Source organism: Novosphingobium sp. BL-52-GroH (assembly GCF_044813085.1).
Classification (GTDB): Bacteria; Pseudomonadota; Alphaproteobacteria; order Sphingomonadales; family Sphingomonadaceae; genus Novosphingobium.
In genome coordinates this window covers 1381262-1396986 of the sequence record NZ_CP171149.1, presented here as the reverse complement: position 1 = coordinate 1396986, position 15725 = coordinate 1381262, and the positions used below count along the sequence as shown (strand labels likewise).

The 15725-nt window shown below is 65.6% G+C and carries 15 protein-coding genes; 8 read left to right on the top strand and 7 right to left on the bottom strand.

Going from position 1 to position 15725, the window contains the following annotated elements; all coding sequences use genetic code 11:
• Positions 1-24: 24 nt before the first annotated feature.
• The 5 genes from ACFFDA_RS06080 to ACFFDA_RS06060 all read right to left on the bottom strand — a co-directional run bounded on the left by ACFFDA_RS06080 (position 25) and on the right by ACFFDA_RS06060 (position 5932).
• Positions 25-1035, bottom strand: a complete 1011-nt coding sequence (locus ACFFDA_RS06080; protein WP_404477000.1) for a phosphotransferase family protein — start codon at positions 1033-1035, stop codon at positions 25-27.
• Positions 1032-1952, bottom strand: a complete 921-nt coding sequence (locus ACFFDA_RS06075; RefSeq protein ID WP_404476998.1) for a hypothetical protein — start codon at positions 1950-1952, stop codon at positions 1032-1034. Before ACFFDA_RS06075 ends, ACFFDA_RS06080 begins: the two co-directional genes overlap by 4 nt.
• A gap of 10 nt (positions 1953-1962) precedes the next feature.
• Entirely contained in the window at positions 1963-2709 is a 747-nt protein-coding gene (locus ACFFDA_RS06070) for a FadR/GntR family transcriptional regulator (protein WP_404476996.1), read from the bottom strand.
• Between the two features lie 172 nt (positions 2710-2881).
• Complete coding sequence (locus ACFFDA_RS06065; protein ID WP_404476995.1) at positions 2882-5092, bottom strand: TonB-dependent receptor; 2211 nt, start codon at positions 5090-5092, stop codon at positions 2882-2884.
• A gap of 180 nt (positions 5093-5272) precedes the next feature.
• On the bottom strand, positions 5273-5932 hold the full coding sequence (locus ACFFDA_RS06060) for a class II aldolase/adducin family protein (RefSeq protein ID WP_404476993.1): 660 nt from the start codon (positions 5930-5932) through the stop codon (positions 5273-5275).
• A 114-nt stretch (positions 5933-6046) separates the two neighbouring features.
• Between ACFFDA_RS06060 and ACFFDA_RS06055 the strand changes: the two genes are divergently transcribed.
• The 7 genes from ACFFDA_RS06055 to ACFFDA_RS06025 are packed head-to-tail and all read left to right on the top strand — an operon-like array spanning position 6047 to position 12591.
• Positions 6047-7324 (top strand): Rieske 2Fe-2S domain-containing protein, encoded by a 1278-nt coding sequence (locus ACFFDA_RS06055; protein ID WP_404476992.1) that lies wholly within the window; start codon positions 6047-6049, stop codon positions 7322-7324.
• Entirely contained in the window at positions 7317-7820 is a 504-nt protein-coding gene (locus ACFFDA_RS06050) for an aromatic-ring-hydroxylating dioxygenase subunit beta (RefSeq protein WP_404476990.1), read from the top strand. The genes ACFFDA_RS06055 and ACFFDA_RS06050 overlap by 8 nt, the downstream gene beginning before the upstream one ends.
• A gap of 16 nt (positions 7821-7836) precedes the next feature.
• Positions 7837-8745: a VOC family protein gene (locus ACFFDA_RS06045; RefSeq protein WP_404476989.1), complete on the top strand. Its 909-nt coding sequence runs from the start codon at positions 7837-7839 to the stop codon at positions 8743-8745.
• Entirely contained in the window at positions 8738-9484 is a 747-nt protein-coding gene (locus ACFFDA_RS06040; RefSeq protein ID WP_404476988.1) for an SDR family NAD(P)-dependent oxidoreductase, read from the top strand. Before ACFFDA_RS06045 ends, ACFFDA_RS06040 begins: the two co-directional genes overlap by 8 nt.
• 20 nt (positions 9485-9504) lie before the next feature.
• Positions 9505-10353 (top strand): alpha/beta fold hydrolase, encoded by an 849-nt coding sequence (locus ACFFDA_RS06035; protein ID WP_404476986.1) that lies wholly within the window; start codon positions 9505-9507, stop codon positions 10351-10353.
• Positions 10350-11954, top strand: a complete 1605-nt coding sequence (locus ACFFDA_RS06030; protein ID WP_404476984.1) for a long-chain fatty acid--CoA ligase — start codon at positions 10350-10352, stop codon at positions 11952-11954. Before ACFFDA_RS06035 ends, ACFFDA_RS06030 begins: the two co-directional genes overlap by 4 nt.
• A 13-nt stretch (positions 11955-11967) precedes the next feature.
• Positions 11968-12591: a TetR/AcrR family transcriptional regulator gene (locus ACFFDA_RS06025; protein ID WP_404476983.1), complete on the top strand. Its 624-nt coding sequence runs from the start codon at positions 11968-11970 to the stop codon at positions 12589-12591.
• Positions 12592-12643: 52 nt separating this feature from the next.
• Here ACFFDA_RS06025 and ACFFDA_RS06020 read toward each other — a convergent pair whose 3' ends face one another.
• Positions 12644-13381 (bottom strand): MerR family transcriptional regulator, encoded by a 738-nt coding sequence (locus tag ACFFDA_RS06020; protein WP_404476980.1) that lies wholly within the window; start codon positions 13379-13381, stop codon positions 12644-12646.
• Between the two features lie 129 nt (positions 13382-13510).
• Here ACFFDA_RS06020 and ACFFDA_RS06015 point away from each other — a divergent pair, with 129 nt between their 5' ends.
• Positions 13511-14626: an alkane 1-monooxygenase gene (locus tag ACFFDA_RS06015; RefSeq protein WP_404476977.1), complete on the top strand. Its 1116-nt coding sequence runs from the start codon at positions 13511-13513 to the stop codon at positions 14624-14626.
• A gap of 84 nt (positions 14627-14710) precedes the next feature.
• On the opposite strand, the gene ACFFDA_RS06010 is transcribed toward ACFFDA_RS06015, so the two are convergent.
• Positions 14711-15508 (bottom strand): tyrosine-protein phosphatase, encoded by a 798-nt coding sequence (locus tag ACFFDA_RS06010; RefSeq protein WP_404478304.1) that lies wholly within the window; start codon positions 15506-15508, stop codon positions 14711-14713.
• Positions 15509-15725: the final 217 nt, after the last annotated feature.

The following is a 15725-nucleotide window of genomic DNA, read 5'->3' as shown; positions in this document are numbered from 1 at the left end:
GATCCGACCAATACGCTACCCTCCTCAGCCCCGGCAGTAATGCTTCGCTTCGGCAAGGAAACGCGCTTCGTGCGTCGCGTCCGCAAAGTACGGATCGTGCCCTGCCAGCCGGGAATAGCGGTAGAGCGCCGCGAGCTTGAAATTGACCATCGCCTGATACCAGCCGATCTCGACCTCCCCGCCGCCCGCCTGCTCGAAATAGCGCGCGACCAGCGCCTCCGGCTCGGGGCACGACGCCGCCAGCAGCGCGGCCGCAAGGTCCTGTACCGGCGTATGGCACGCCCCTTCGCGCGGCAACGACGAGGCGAGGTAGGCGAGGTCGAGCAGCGGGTCGCCCACCGTCGCCAGTTCCCAGTCGAGGATCGCGGCAAGGCGAGGCTGTCCGGTTGCACTCCACATGACGTTGCCGAGGCGCATGTCGTTGTGGATGATCGCCGCGCCCGAAGGTTCGGGCGTGCGCGCTTCCAGCCAGGTCGCGACTTCGCGGAAGGCTCGGGCCGGCTCGTCGCGTCCGTCGTCGATCATCCTGGCGAATATCCGGAAGTGACGCGCGTTGAAGCCGTCGGGCCTGGCCTTGAGCGCCAGCGGCGTCTCCGCCCAGTCTATGCGATGGAGGTGCCCCATGGCATCGACCAACTGGGCGGCGATGGACTCTCCGACGCCGCCGCGGCCTTCCAGCGTGGCGGGCAAGGTTTCGGTGACGACGATGCCGTCCACCATGTCCATGATGTAGAACGGCACGTCGAAGACCGTTCCCACGTCGCCCGTCGCCAGCACCGCGGGGACGGGAACGCCCGCCGGGCCGACGATGCGTAGGAACCCGGCCTCGCGCAGGACGTCGTTGCTGCCCGGTGGCAACGGCGGGGGAGGAGGACGGCGAAGCACCATCCGGCGCCCGCCGGTTTCGAGCAGGAACGTCAGGTTGCTGTGCCCGTCGCCGATCGGTGCGATTTTCGGCGCCTCGTCGGCCAAGCCATGATCGCGCAGAAATTCAAGCAGGCGTTCGCGCGTGGGCTCATCGAAACTCCAGCTCAACGGGTCGCTCCGCTTTCCACCAGGTGATCGAGATAGGCCTGTTGCCAGTGGGTTTCGTACTGGCCGGCCGCGGTGATGCCGTCTATCGTTCCGGTGCAGGCCGCTTCCTGGATCAGCGTTCCGAACTTGTCCTTGGTCGGCAGCTTGACGAGGCCGAAACGCTGGAGTTCCAGCACGCAGGTGTCTCCCGCGGTATCGACGATCTCGGCGCGCAAGGTGTCCTGGCTCATGTCGTCGCGATAGGTGCCGTGCTGGCGGATCGTGGCGATCGGGGTCAGCGCGCCATCCCGGACCACGTAGCCCGCACAGCCCCATTCGCCCCGTGCGATCCAGATCCACCCGTTTATCATACGGCTGCCGTCCGGACTGTAGGCACAGAACCACTTCCAATGCTGCGGCACACCCCAGTTGCGGTTGCCCCAGCTATGGTCCCGGTGCCCCATGCCGGACAGGTCGACCGTCCTCCCGTCGAAGCGGATGCTGCCTTCGATCCTGCCGGTCTGTTCGTAACGGTTGAGGGCGAACCAGCGCGGCAGGCCGTCGGGGTTGTCGTGGTAGCTGAAGGGCGGATGGCTGCCGGTGAAGGTGAAATCCAGCTCCACCCGCTCGCTGCGATAACTGACCTGCGCCGGTTCGCCGAACCCGGTCTTGCGCAGCTCGAGGCCGCCGAACGAAAGGGCATCGAGGTCCATCTCGGCGGGGATTTCGTCGTTGACCAGTTCGAGGACCAGCGGGCGCTTCTCCTCGCCCCAGAGCACCAGGTTGAAACCCGCCTTGCCCGCGCTCGTCAGGTAGAGGTAGGCTTGGAAGCCCAGCTTCCGGTCCGGCAGGATCGTCTGCCAGAACAGCGAATCGCGCATGCGCCCGCTCGCGTCGGCGGGATGGCGCAGATGGTCGCCGGGGGAAAAGCGCGACATGGGATCTCCTTCATGAATCTGCCCGGGCGTCCTGCGGTCCGGCGCCGTTCACGCGGGACAGGACGTAGCGGGTGGTTTGCGCATAATGCGCCGTGAGAATCCGCGCGGCCTCGACAGCATCACGCGATCGCAGCGCCTCGACCAAGGCACGGCGCGGGGCGACCAGTTCGATCTTGCTGCTCAGCCGATAGACGCGCAGGACATCGGCGACGATCTGCGCCACCGAATCGATCAGCATCGACAGCACGAGGTTGTGCGAGGCACGCCCGAGCACCCGGTTGAATTCGACCAACGGCTCGATCGTGGCCAGCGGATCACCGCTCTCGAGGCAGCGCACGGTCTCGGCGATATTGGCGTCGAAGGCGGCGAAATCATCCGCATCGGCGCGCTGCGCGGCAAGTTCGGCGGCCTGCACCAGAAGATTGACACGCACCGCCATAAGGTCTTCCAGCGGCATCCGGCCCAGCACGATCATGTCGCGGATCGACTGGCCCACCCCTTCGCCGCTTTTCTCGCGTACGAACGCGCCGCCATTGGCGCCTTTGGCAAAGCGCAGCACGCCGGACATCTCCAGCGTGCGCAGCGCCTCGCGCACGGCGTGGCGGCCGACGTGGAATGCCTCGGCCAGCGCGCGCTCACTGGGAAGCCGGTCGCCGGGATTGAGCCGCTGCGCGCCGATCTCGTCGAGGATCGCGTCGCGGACCCTCTCGAATACCCGGCGTCCTGCGCGTACGCTGCCCTGAGCCTGTGCCGTCATCTGAGCGCCCGCCTTTTCCGGATTTGCGCCCGAATCGCAGAAGCGCGCGCGGCGTGCAACGCCCCGCGCGCTTCCCTTGCGCCCGAGGGCAGTCCGGCAGGTCGGAAGCTGAGGGCCAGCGCAAGTCTGCGCCCCTCCATCACCACCCTGCTCCTGCCGGATCACCGCCATGCTACATCGACCAGCCCAGCGTCAGACCATACGTCCGCGGCTGGCCATAGATGCTGATGACCTGCCCCGGCAGCGCCAGGACCGTGCGGCGATAGGTCACGTCGAAGGCGTTCTGCACCCAGGCACTGATGCGCCAGTCGCCGGTGCGGAACGTGATCCGCGCATTGCTGAGGACGTAGCCGTCCTCGGCCGTGAACGGGATCGTCGTGCCATAGGCAAGTTCGCCCTGGCCCGGCTCGTGGAAGAAGTCGCTAAGCATCGCGACGTCGCCATGCAGGGTCAGTGCGCTGTCGCCACCGGTGTGGATCGTGTAATCCGAGCTTACATTGACCGAATGCTTGGGCGCACGAACCATCCGCGTACCCGAGAAGTCGAGCGTACCGGTAGAATAGTCGAGGTACTTGGCGTCCGTATAGGCATAGGCCACCGCAACCTTGACGTCGCGTATGGGCTCCATGGTGACGTCGAGTTCGGCGCCCTTGATCCGGCTCTTGCCCGCATTGGTAATCAGCGAGGGCGTCGATCCGTCGGGCAACTGCACCACGCGCGATACCTGCAGGTTCGAGTAGTCGTAGCGGAATACCGCCGCGTTCGCCTGCAACGCGCCGTCCAGCCAAGTGCTCTTCACGCCGATCTCGTAGGCCGTGATCTTCTCCGGATCGAAGACTTCCGCCGCCTGTACCGCGGTCAGCGGAGTGTACTGGTAGCCGCCCGACTTGAAGCCCTTGCTGAAGCTGGCGTAGAGGTTGAGGTCCCGCGTCGGCTGATAGGCCAGCACGAACTTGGGGTCGAACGAGGTGAACTTCTTGGTCGGGTTCACCTGGTCGAAGTTCGCGCGCACCAGCGGGAAGGCATCGTTGGTCCGGCCGCCCAGCGCCGCCTTCTTGCGATCCTCGGTATAGCGCGCACCCGCGGTAAACTTCAGCTCGTCGGTAAGGTTGAAGGTAGCCTGCCCGAACCCGGCGATGCTCTTGGTGTCGTAGTGGCCGAAGGTCTGGTCGACGGCGCCCTCGCCGGCAATGCTGTCCGCGCCGTAGTCGAAGAAGTCCTCGTGGTAGCTCTTGTCCTTGTAGAAATAGACGCCAACGATCCAGTCGACGAAACCGCCCAGAGACAGGGCGCCGTCATTGGCGGAGACGAAGCGCAATTCCTGTGAGAACTGCTCGGAATCCTCGTTGCTGATCTGGCGGATGACGTCGAGGCTGGTGTTGTCGAAGTCGCGGTCGTCGGTATACTTCATCTTGCGGTACGACGTGACCGAAACGAAATCGCCGAGATCGGTAGCAAGGTCCACCTTGCCGGTGAAGGCATCGATCTTGCGATCGTAGACCGGGTCGGTCGTGTAGTACTGCTTGTACGGATCATCCGAAAGCTGCGGGACCAGGCCCGCCCGGCCCAGCAGGATGCCGTAGGGGTTGGTGGTGCTGCCGATGCTTTCGCCCTGGAACGAACGGCCGGTGTCGCGCGCGATTTCGCCAATCAGGTCGATCTTGAGGTTCGACGAAGGTTCGATCGCCAGGCGCAGGCGTCCGCCCCAGTTGTTGACGCCCTGCGGGTGGTTGCCAGTGGTGAGGTTGGTGACGTAGCCCTGCTGCTTGGTGCGCCAGGCAGCGAGGCGGCCCTTCACCACATCGCCCGCGATCGGCCCGGAGACGGCGCCGAACACGTTGTAGGTGTCGTAGTTGCCGACGCCCGCTTCCGCTTCTGCCTGGAAGTCGTCGGTCGGGCCCTTGGTGATGACGTTGATGGCGCCGGCGATGGTGTTGCGGCCGTAGAGCGTGCCCTGCGGCCCCTTGAGCACTTCCACCCGCTCGATGTCCTTGAGCGCGCCGAGCACGCCGCCGGTGCGACCGAGATAGCTTTCGTCGACGAACACGCCGACCGAGGATTCAGATCCTGGATCGAACTGACGCGTACCGATGCCGCGGATGTAGAGTTGCGGGCGGGCAGAACCGAAACCGCCGGCGTAGAAGCCCGGCACGCGCGGTGCGATGTTGCTGATGTCGTTGACGCCGGCCGCGACCAGCGCCTTGCTGTCGAGCGCCGAGATCGTGGCGGGAACGTCCTGAAGACGTTCCGAGCGGCGCTGTGCGGTAACGACGATTTCGCGGGTAGCGTCGGCTCCCGTATCCTGCGGCGCCTGTTCCTGCGCAAGCGCAACCTGCGGCATGGCGCATGCGGCAAGCAGAATCGTACGGTACTTGCAGTTCATCCTCTTCCTCCCTCTGTTGAGGCCCTCCCGGCCACCGTCTGTCGCGGCATCCCGGATTTGGTTGGACCATTTACCAACCTCGATTTTAAATCGTCAAGCTGTTTATCTTTTATAACCACAGCCGTTACGCCAGCGCGTGAAAAATGGCTGTTTTCCGGACATTTATGGTGAGTTGCATGGCTATAATGAATTTATCCAGTTCCACATTCTTTCCACGACGCCTCCCGACCACACCTGACGGGCGGCGACTTCGCTCTCGGTCAGGCACCCGCCTTCCGGCGCGAACCCCATCATCCGCACGTCGCGTTCGATCCGTGCTGCGTCTTCGAGAAACCAGTTCAGCGTGACCGCCTGCTTGAGCGTATCTCCGGCCACGACGACGCCGTTGCCACGCAGGACGATGGCGTTCCCCGCTCCCAACGCATCGGCGACGCGGACAGCGGACGCATCGTCGCGCAGCAGGCGCGGATCGTCCCAAAACGCGGGCCGCGGTGCGAAATAGGCGCCGATACCGTGGCGGGGAACCGGCACGATCCCTTGCGTCGAAAGCGCCATGAGCGTGGGCGGCATCGTGCGGCAGATGCCGCCCACGTCGGCGCGCCTGGCATAGATCGCCTGGTGAACGCGCACCTCGCCGAGCACGCCTTCCGGAAGCGGGCCCGATACCGGCACCACGACGCCCGGCTCGGTCGTCACCAGCCCCATCGGCATGGCCGCGCAGACCAGGAAGCTCTCGGCATCGAGCCGCGCCGAACAGTGCCCATAGGCGTGCGCCAGGCCGCTGCGCCCGAGCGCCCGCGCCGCGTCGCGCACCACATGTTCCTGCGCTGTCCGGTCCATTCGCCTCTCCCACGCCGCCGGGGAGTTGACCCCGTGCCCTGCGCTTCTTACAAACCATGTGCTCGGTTTCTTGATTCGCTTTGTAACCGGGCCAATAAGGGAGTCAACATCGACATGGAGAGGACATCCTCCGGGATCATCGACGACCCGGCGTCGAACCGGTTTCTCGTGCCGCGCCGCGTGTTCACCGAGCAGGCGACGTTCGAGCGGGAATACGCCGCGATCTTCGACACCTGCTGGCTATACCTGGGCCACGCCTCCGAACTGCCCGCGCCGGGTAGCTTCGTGACACGCAAGGTCGCGCGCCGGCCGATCCTGTTCACCCGCGATCGCGACGGCGAGTTCCACGCCCTGTTCAACGCCTGCCCTCATCGCGGCGCCACCGTGTGTCGCGAGCGCAGCGGCAGGTCGCCCGCGTTCATGTGCCTCTACCACGGCTGGACGTTCGGCTCGGACGGCCACCTCAAGACGCTGCCCGGCTCCTCGGGCTACCCGGAGGGGTTCAAGACCGATCCTCAGAAGCAGATGGTCCACGTGCCGCGCATGGAACGCTTCGGTGACTTCTTCTTCATCAGCTTCGCCCGAGACGGCGAGGACCTGGCGACCTACCTTGCCGGCGCGGGAGACTACCTCAAACTGATCTCAGAGCATTCGACGAGCGGCATGCAGATCGTTGGTGGCACGCAGGAATACGCCATCCGGGGTAACTGGAAGCTGCTCTCGGAAAACAGCTTCGATGGCTACCACGCCGCCTGCAACCACTCGACCTACCTGGAATATCTCAAGAGCGCCAACGGCGCCCTCTCCGCCACCCCGCTCGCTGGCGAGGCCTACGACCTCGGCAACGGCCATGCGGTGGTCGAGTATTCCGCGCCCTGGGGACGCCCGATCGCCAGTTGGGTGCCCTTGTGGGGCGAGGCAGGCAAGGCCGAGATCGACGGGGTCTATGCCGAGCTTGTCGGCCGCCTGGGCGAACCGCGTGCCGACCGTATCGCGCACAAGAACCGCAACATGGTGATCTTCCCCAACCTCGTCGTGAACGACATCATGGCGATCACCGTGCGCACCTATTTCCCCACCGCGCCGGACTACATGGAGATCAACGCCTGGGCGCTCGCCCCGCGCGAGGAAAGCGAGTGGCGGCGCAAGTACCGACTCTACAACTTCACCGAATTCCTCGGCCCCGGCGGCTTCGCCACGCCCGATGACGTCGAGGCGATCGAGAAGTGCCAGCAGGGCTACGCCACGGCCGGAGACGCGCTCTACAACGACATTTCAAAAGGCATGATCCGCGCCGACGCGCCTTCGTTCGACGACGAGGCGCAGATGCGCTGCTTCTGGCGCGAATGGGATCGCCGGGTCACGACGGCGAAAGTGATGGCCGATGCCTGAGATGATCGACGACACCCTCATGCTGCGCCTGCGCGTGGAAGACCTGCTTTTCGAGGAAGCCGACCTGCTCGACCGTTGGCGGCTGGAGGAATGGCTGGCGCTCTACACCGAGGACGCCTGGTATCATGTGCCGCCCAGCGACGTGGACGGCGACACCGCCGATCCCGACACCTCGCTGTTCTACATCATCGACGATGCGGTGCGCATGCGCGAGCGGGTGTCGCGCCTGTCCAAGATCGGGGCGCATTCCGAGCACCCGCGATCGAAGGTGCGGCACGTCGTCTCGAACGTGCGCGTCCACCGCGAAGGCGCGGTGATCCGCGCACGGTCCTCGTTCATCATCTACCGCAGCAAGGACGTGACCAGCGATGCCTTCGTGGGCCACTACATCCACGAGATCGTCGAGCGCGACGGCGCCCTGCTGATCGCAGGCAAGAAGTGCGTCCTCGACATGGAAGCGCTGCGTCCGCACGCGCGCATCAGTATCATCCTCTGACCGGCGGGAGACAGCCATGGACGACCACCCCCTCCGCTTCGCCCGCCTGGGCTACTGCCGCCTGCTCACTCCCGAACTGGAGCGCAGCATCGGCTTCTACCGCGACGTCGTCGGCCTCACGCTGGCGCGGCGCGACGATGCCGAGGCATGGCTGCGCTGTGGCGACAAGCCTTACGACATCGTGCTGGGCGAAGGCCCGGCCGGCCTTGCCGCCGTAGGCTTCGAGTTGGAGGGCGAGGCCGATCTCGACCGCGCCCACGGCCTCGTCGACGAACTCGGACTTTCGCCGCACTGGGCGGACGAGGCCGCCTGCGAGCGGATGCAGGTCCGCCGCTCGCTGCGCTTCACCGACCCGATCACCGGCATGGAAGTCGACTTCTACACCGGGCAGGCGGTGGTGAACGAACCGCTCTCCTCTCAGCTCACGAAGATCGTGCGCATGGGGCACGTAGTCATCAACGTGCACGACCTCGATGCTGCGCACAAATTCTGGGTCGAAGTGCTGGGCTTCGCCGTCTCGGACCGGGTCGAGGGCATGGCCGAGTGGCTGCGCTGCTGGCCAAATCCGCTGCACCACAGCCTCGCCCTGCTGCAAAGCCCGACCGGCGCCAATACGCTGCACCACGTCAATTTCATGGTCACCGACATCGACGACATTGGCCAGGCCATGAACCGGCTGAAGGGCGCCAATGTCCCCATCGTGTTCGGTCCCGGCCGCCACATGCCCTCGACCAGCGTGTTCCTCTATTTCCTCGACCCGGACGGCAACAGCGCGGAGTTCAGCTTCGGCATGGAGCTGTTCGACGAGCAGGGCGCCCGCGGGCCCCGCGAACTGGAGCACAAGGCCGAAGTCATGGACACCTGGGGCGGTCGCCCCGATCCGCGCTTCGGCAAGGGCAGCCCGGTGCTTGCCCGCCATGGGTGACCGCCCCCTGGCCGGGCAAGTCGCCATCGTCACCGGCGCAGGGCGGGGAATCGGCCGGGCCATCGCGCAACGGCTGCAGGCCGATGGCGCGCAGCTCGTCGTGGCCGATCTTTCGCACGAGATCGCTGAGGCGCTTGCAACGGACCTTGGCGGCGTCGGTTACGGCGGAAATCTGGCGCTGGAGGCGGTCGCGCGCAGTCTCGTCGATACGGCGCTGGAACGGTTCGGCCGGATCGACGTGCTGGTGAACAACGCAGGCGGCGGTATCATCGCGCCGTTCCTCGACCACACCCCGGAAACCCTGCGCGAGACGGTAGACCGCAACTTGTGGTCGGCCCTGTGGATGTGCTGGCTGGCCCTGCCGCACATGAAGCGGGCAGGGTATGGGCGGATCGTCAACATCGGCGCGGATTCGGTGCGCAACGGCCTTGTCGACCATGCAGCATACAATGCAGCAAAAGGCGGCGTTCACGGCCTGACCACCGGGCTCGCCCGCGAATTTGCGGGCGATGGCATCACCGTCAACACCGTCGCTCCCTGCGCCGTGCGCACCGAGCAGTACGACGAGATCGCGGCGGTGAACCCCGATCTCATCCGCAGGGTCGTCGAGGTCATCCCGATGGGCCGCCCCGGCACCGTCGAGGAAGTCGCATCGATGGTCGCGCACCTTGCCAGCCCCGCCGCCGCGTTCGTGACCGGGCAGGTCATCAGCGTCAACGGCGGCACCACCATGCTATAGGCCTTCCTGGGAGAACGATCGTGAGCACGGATTCCGCAACCTTGAGCAACCCCGAGATCGGCGAACGCGTCGACGTCGGCGGCATCGGCACCAACTATATCGTCGCGGGCCAAGGCACCCCCCTGATCCTCATCCACGGGTCGGGGCCAGGCGTCACAGCCTATGCCAACTGGCGCGGGGTGATCCCCGATCTTGCACAGCATTTCCGCTGCTATGCACCCGATACGCTGGGCTTCGGCTATACCGACTTCCCCACCGACATCGCCGGGTTCGACATGGATCGCTGGATCGCCCACCTCACCGGCTTCATGGACGTACTGGGGATCGAGCGGGCCCATTTCATCGGCAACAGCTACGGCGGCGCGCTGACGCTCGCACTTGCCACGCGCCACCCCGAGCGGGTCGATCGCATGGTGCTGATGGGCGCAGCCGGCGTGCGCTTCGAAATGACCGACGGGCTCCGCAAGGTCTGGGGCTACGAGCCTTCGGTCGAGGCGATGCGCGACCTGATGACAACGTTCGCCTTCGATCCCGCGCTGGTGAAGGACGAGATCGTGCGCTCGCGTTACGACGCCAGCGTCCGCCCCGGCGCGCAGGAAGCATTCTCCAGCCTGTTTCCCGAACCGCGCCAGCGCTGGCTTGAGGCCCTTGCCACCGACGAGGGCGCGCTTGCCGCGCTGGAGCACGAAGTCCTGATCGTCCACGGGCGCGAGGACCTGATCGTACCGCACGCCGTCTCCGAAAGGTTCCACCAGCTCATCCCGAACAGCGAACTGCACCTGTTCGGCCGGTGCGGCCACTGGACCCAGATCGAGAAGCGCGAGCGCTTCGTGGCCCTGGTGACACCCTTCCTGAAAGGTCCACGATGACCATACCCGGCTCGATGCAGGCGCGTCCGCTCGCCATCGTCGACATATTGCGCTTCGCCGCCGGCGCCCACGCGACGCGCGAGATCGTTTCGCGCAACGTGGACGAGCCGGTCTGGCGCTACGACTATGCGGCTTGCCTTGGCCGGGTGGCGCAGGCGGCAGGGATGCTGGCGGCCATCGGCGTCGCCGCGGGAGACCGGGTGACCTCGCTCGCATGGAACACCCACCGGCACTTCGAGCTGTTCTTCGCGGTCCCCGGCATGGGCGCCGTACTCCACACCGCCAACCCGCGCCTGCCCGACGAGCACCTGATCTACACGATCAACCACGCGGGCAGCCGCGTGCTGCTCCTCGATCGCAACATGGCGCCGGTCGTCGCTCGGATTCGCGACCGGCTCGAGCATGTCGAACGGATGGTGGTGCTGTCCGACCGGCCCTGCGAGGGGATCGAATGCTACGAAGACCTTCTTGCCCCGTACACGGACAAGCTGGACTGGCCGCAGTTCGACGAGAACGCTGCCGCGTTCCTGTGCTACACCTCTGGCACCATGGGCGACCCCAAGGGCGTGCTCTACTCGCACCGATCGGTAGTGCTGCATGCACTGGCGGGGGGACTGTGGGGCGCCATGGGATTTTCCGCGTTCGACGTCGTCATGCCTTGCCAGTCGCTCTACCACGCGACGGCATGGGGCCTGCCGTTCGCCGGAGCGATCAACGGCGTCAAGTTCGTGCTTCCTGCCGACCGGATGGATGGCGCATCGCTCGACGAGTTGATCCGGGGGGAAGGCGTCACTTTCTCGGGCGGTGTGCCGACGATCTGGACGATGTACCTCGACCACCTTGGCCGCACCGGCGGCGATACCGGCACGCTCGACCGCGTGTTCATCGCCGGATCGGCAGTGCCGCGCGACATGGCGGTCGCGTTCGACCGGCATGGCGTGTCGGTCAGGCAGATGTGGGGCATGACCGAGACCAGCCCGCTCGGCGTCGTCTCCGCGCCAACCCCGGCGCTGGCCGAATTGGATGAGGAGGACGCGCGCGAACGGATCTGGACCCGGCAGGGCCGCATGCTGTTCGGGATCGAGATCGAGATCGTCGACGGGCAAGGCGCCCCCCTCCCCCACGACGGCCAGGCCTCCGGCGCGCTGATGGTACGCGGGCCATGGGTGATCGAGCGCTACTTCCGCAGCGATGTCAGCGCCTGCGATGCGGACGGCTGGTTCGATACCGGCGATATCGCCACGATCGACCGCTTCGGCTTCATGCGCATCACCGACCGAAACAAGGACGTCATCAAGTCCGGTGGTGAATGGATCAGTTCCATCGACCTCGAAAACGCGGCAGCGGGCTGTCCGGGCGTGAAGGTGGCCGCCGTCGCGGGCGTGCCGCATCCCAAGTGGGAGGAACGCCCGATCCTCCTGATCGAAGCGCACGAGGACGCCTGCCCAACCGAAGCGCAAGTGCTCGACCATCTGGCGGCGCGGGTGGCGAAATGGTGGATGCCCGACCGCGTGATCTTCGCAAACGTGCCACTGACGGCTACGGGCAAGATCGACAAGAAGGTGATCCGCGACACCTATCGCGATATCCTGGCCACCTGAGGAGGACACGCGATTGCCCGGACCTGCCCAAACCCGCGAAAGGCAGCCTCGCCGCACCCAGGCCGAGCGTAGCGAAGCCATGCGCGCGCGGCTGGCCGCCGCCGCTTACGAGACGATCGCGCAAGGGGGCTTCAATGCCCTGCGCATGCGCAACGTGGCGCAGGCGGCAGGCGTGTCGCAAGGCGCGTTGATGCACCATTTCCCGGACAAGAACGCGCTGGTCCTTGCCGCAGTCGAACAGGCGCTGGCCCTTGCCGAACGGGACAGCGGCGCCGGCGACCTCGCGGCCGACGCCTCGCCTGAAGCTGTGCTGCACGCGCTGCTCGACGACTTGCACGGGTTCTTCTTCAGCGACCGCTTCTGGGTGGCGATCGGCATGACCATGGAGGCTGCGAAGGATGCGGAATTCTACCCGGTCCTGCGCGGCTGTGTCAGCGGCCTTCGCACACCGGTCTACGCAGCCTGGCAGGACCGCCTCGTCGCGGCTGGATGGCGCGAGGACGAAGCGCAAGTCGCGGTGCGCTCGGCAGCGGCGATGATCTCCGGCTTCTCGATCCGCCGTTTCTGGGCCGAACCGGACGAGATGGAGGAAACCCTGACGCAGCAGTGGATCACCGAACGTCTGGCCCGCCGCTAAGGGGGATCATTTCAGATCGAACCATCTTTCTGTCGAGACGATCACACCCCGATCATCCCTTGCGTCGGGGAGCGCGGGGCAGCTTCTTCACCTTGATGCCGGCGCCGTCGCGCGTCCGCTCGCCGATCATGCGCAGGAAAGCCTTCTGCCGCAGGATGCCGAAGAAATCGAGCATCGAGGGCAGCGCGACCTCCAGCATCGCCGCCGCCTCGTCCTCGCCCATATGGCCTTCGACTTGTTCGAGAAACAGCTTCGCCTCGTTCGCGGCGACATATTCCGACGCCTTCACGTAGTAATCGAGGATGTCCGGCGGGAAACCGTGGGCCTCGTCGAAGCCGACGCTGCGCATGCGGCTCCAGATGTTGAGCAACTCGGCGTCGGTGATGCTTATCATCGGCCCCTCGTCGCCTTCGGCCAGCTCGATGACCCCCAGCCTGGCAAGCGCCTGTGCGTCGACGAGTGCGGTCGGGTGCTGTTGCGAAAGCGAGGCCAGCGCAAGGTAGCCCTTGCGCACGCCGACCCTGCCCGACACCAGTTCCTCCAGGTGGCCGAGCGCATGGGCGCCGATCTGCGTGGCGCCGTTCTGCCCGCTAAGCGCCGCCTTGATCTGCGGCAGGGTCATGCGCGAATCCTGTTGGAGCTTGCGCACCGCGAGAATCGCCCGGACGTGCTCCTCTCCGTAATCGGCGACATTGCGCGCAGGGCGGTGGGGGTCCGGCAGCAGTCCGGCGCGAAACAGCACGCGGATGGTTTCGCGGTTCACTCCGGTTCTCGTTTCAAGGTCGCGCATTTTCATGGCTTTTCCATACGCATTCGCAGGGCGGATGTCTCGATACTCGGCATCGAAATTTACGGATTGCCGTAACGCATTTTTTGCGTATAGATGTAACGCAATAAAGATCGTCCTTTGGAGAGGAACATGGATTACTCGCGCTATTATCTGGGGGTGCTGTTGCAGTTGGCGGTGATCGCCAGCTTCATCGCGGGCGGACCGTGGGTCTGGGTGGGCATCGCCAGCCTGCCGGCGTTCGGCCTCGTCGACAGTCTTCTCCCCAATGATTTCCGCGCCCGCAGGATCGCCCACGAAGGCCTGGTCGAAATTCCGGTATGGCTCTGCGCGCTGCTGGGCCCGGTGATCTATCTTGCCGCCGCCTATTGGGCCGCGCACAACGGCGCCGCAACCGCCTGGGAATACGCCGGGGTCATCGCCTCGTGCGCATGGCTGAGCGTCATCCCGCTGGTCCCGGCCACGCACGAACTCTATCACCAGCGCGGCAAGCTGCGACGACTGGTGGGCCGCTATTGCCAGATCTGCTACCTCGATGCGACGCGCGAGATCGCCCACGTCGTCGGCCACCACATTCATGTCGCCACCACGCTCGACGGTGACACCGCGCCGCGCGGAACCAGCCTCTACGCCTTCACGCCGCGCGCCGTGTTGGAGAGCACGAAGGAAGCCTGGCGCTCGGAGAGCGACAATCTGGAGAAGATGGGCAAGGGCCGCTGGAGCATCGGCCACCGCTTGTACCGGGCAATCCTCGTCCAACTCGCGTTCCAGGCGATCCTTCATGCGATCGGAGGATGGCAGGCGAATGCCGTCGCGCTTGCGGGAATGATCGGCGCGCGCTTCTGGATCGAGAGCTTCAATTATTTCCAGCACTATGGCCTGTGCCGCGTGGCCGGCACCCAGATCGACCGCCGCCACGTCTGGAACCACCTCAAGCCGATCTCGCGCGTCATGGGCTTCGAGATCACCAACCACGCCGATCACCACACCAACAGCTTCGCGGCGTTCTACGAACTGGTGCCCGACCGGAAGTGGATTCCGATGCCCTCCGTCTTCGTGTGCTTCTTCTCGGCGCTTATCCCGCCCTTGTGGCATCGCCGCGTCATCATGCCGGCACTGCGCCGCTGGGACAACGAGATGGCCTCGCCCGCCGAGCGCGAACTGGCGCGCGAGCAGAACCGCCGCGCCGGATGGCCGGACTGGTTCGACGAGAAGCCCGCCGTCAAAGGCCAGATGGCGGCGGCGTGATCTTGCGGGCATGACGAGGAGGTAATGACGATCATGCTTTGGCCGCGGATCGAAATTACCTCCTCGTAAAGGAGTCTGCTGCGATCAGGCCAGCAACCGCTCGCCGATCCGGTGGATATCGGCCGGTGCGACCCCCGCAGTCTGCGCAAGGTAGGCGGCGGGGTTCTCGCTGGTTTCGGCGATCTTGAGCAGTCCGGCCTCGAGATACTCGGCCCGGACCGACATCGCCTCGTGCATGACCCACTCCGAGGTCCTGTCCCTGTCCTTTCCAAGCAGCGCATCTAGCCCGAACTCGATGCGCTCGGGGCCCATGGCGTTCGTCAGCAGGTAATCGTGAAACACGTCGTCCCGGTGGACGCCCATGGCCAGTTGCACCAAGGCCACCGCCAGTCCGGTGCGGTCCTTGCCGGCGAAGCAATGGATGAGCGTCGCGCCATCGTCCTGATCCAGCGACGCGACGAGATGCCCCATCGATTCGCGGAAACGTGGGCTGTCGGGCAGGATGCGGTAGATCCTGGTCATGTGCGCGACCACTTCCTCGAGCGTGGTCATGCGCAGGAACGCCGCCACCGCATGGGGGATCGTCTCGTCGAGCGCGCTGGCCCTGCGGATTGCACCTGTATATCCGTCGAACGCGGAACCTCTTTCCAGAAGGCATTCCGAACCGGCGCGCAGATCGATGATCGTGGCGACGTCCAGGGCCGCAAGAATGCCTTCGAAGCCATCGCCGGCCGCTTCGAGCTGGCCGGAGCGGAGGAGGCGCCCAGTCTTCAGCCGGGCGCCCGAGGCGGTGGCATAACCCCCGAAATCGCGAAGGTTGTGGACGGCCGAGCCGGCAGGAAAGCTACCGCCTCCAGCGCTCGTCAGGCCATTCGATGTCATCACGCGCGTATCCCGTTGCTGGATCGTGCGAGCCTTGTGGCAGCTTTGACAGGTCCGGGTCAACGAATTGGTGCATGGATTTACCATTCAACCTGCCATTCGTTGCCGCATTCGGCGCCTGCTCTTTTCCCCAGCGAAGCAAGATGCACCAGCACGACGTGGCCCGAAGTCGCCGGCCAGCCGAGCAGCGTACCCTGTCGGTTGGCGCCGTCGCGCG

Coding starts and splice junctions, on each gene's coding strand:
- ACFFDA_RS06010 (WP_404478304.1), bottom strand. CDS start 15,508: ATGACATCGAATGGCCTGACGAGCGCTGGAGGCGGTAGCTTTCCTGCC.
- ACFFDA_RS06040 (WP_404476988.1), top strand. CDS start 8,738: ATGGGTGACCGCCCCCTGGCCGGGCAAGTCGCCATCGTCACCGGCGCA.
- ACFFDA_RS06030 (WP_404476984.1), top strand. CDS start 10,350: ATGACCATACCCGGCTCGATGCAGGCGCGTCCGCTCGCCATCGTCGAC.
- ACFFDA_RS06055 (WP_404476992.1), top strand. CDS start 6,047: ATGGAGAGGACATCCTCCGGGATCATCGACGACCCGGCGTCGAACCGG.
- ACFFDA_RS06015 (WP_404476977.1), top strand. CDS start 13,511: ATGGATTACTCGCGCTATTATCTGGGGGTGCTGTTGCAGTTGGCGGTG.
- ACFFDA_RS06060 (WP_404476993.1), bottom strand. CDS start 5,932: ATGGACCGGACAGCGCAGGAACATGTGGTGCGCGACGCGGCGCGGGCG.
- ACFFDA_RS06050 (WP_404476990.1), top strand. CDS start 7,317: ATGCCTGAGATGATCGACGACACCCTCATGCTGCGCCTGCGCGTGGAA.
- ACFFDA_RS06020 (WP_404476980.1), bottom strand. CDS start 13,381: ATGCGCGACCTTGAAACGAGAACCGGAGTGAACCGCGAAACCATCCGC.
- ACFFDA_RS06070 (WP_404476996.1), bottom strand. CDS start 2,709: ATGACGGCACAGGCTCAGGGCAGCGTACGCGCAGGACGCCGGGTATTC.
- ACFFDA_RS06075 (WP_404476998.1), bottom strand. CDS start 1,952: ATGTCGCGCTTTTCCCCCGGCGACCATCTGCGCCATCCCGCCGACGCG.
- ACFFDA_RS06045 (WP_404476989.1), top strand. CDS start 7,837: ATGGACGACCACCCCCTCCGCTTCGCCCGCCTGGGCTACTGCCGCCTG.
- ACFFDA_RS06065 (WP_404476995.1), bottom strand. CDS start 5,092: ATGAACTGCAAGTACCGTACGATTCTGCTTGCCGCATGCGCCATGCCG.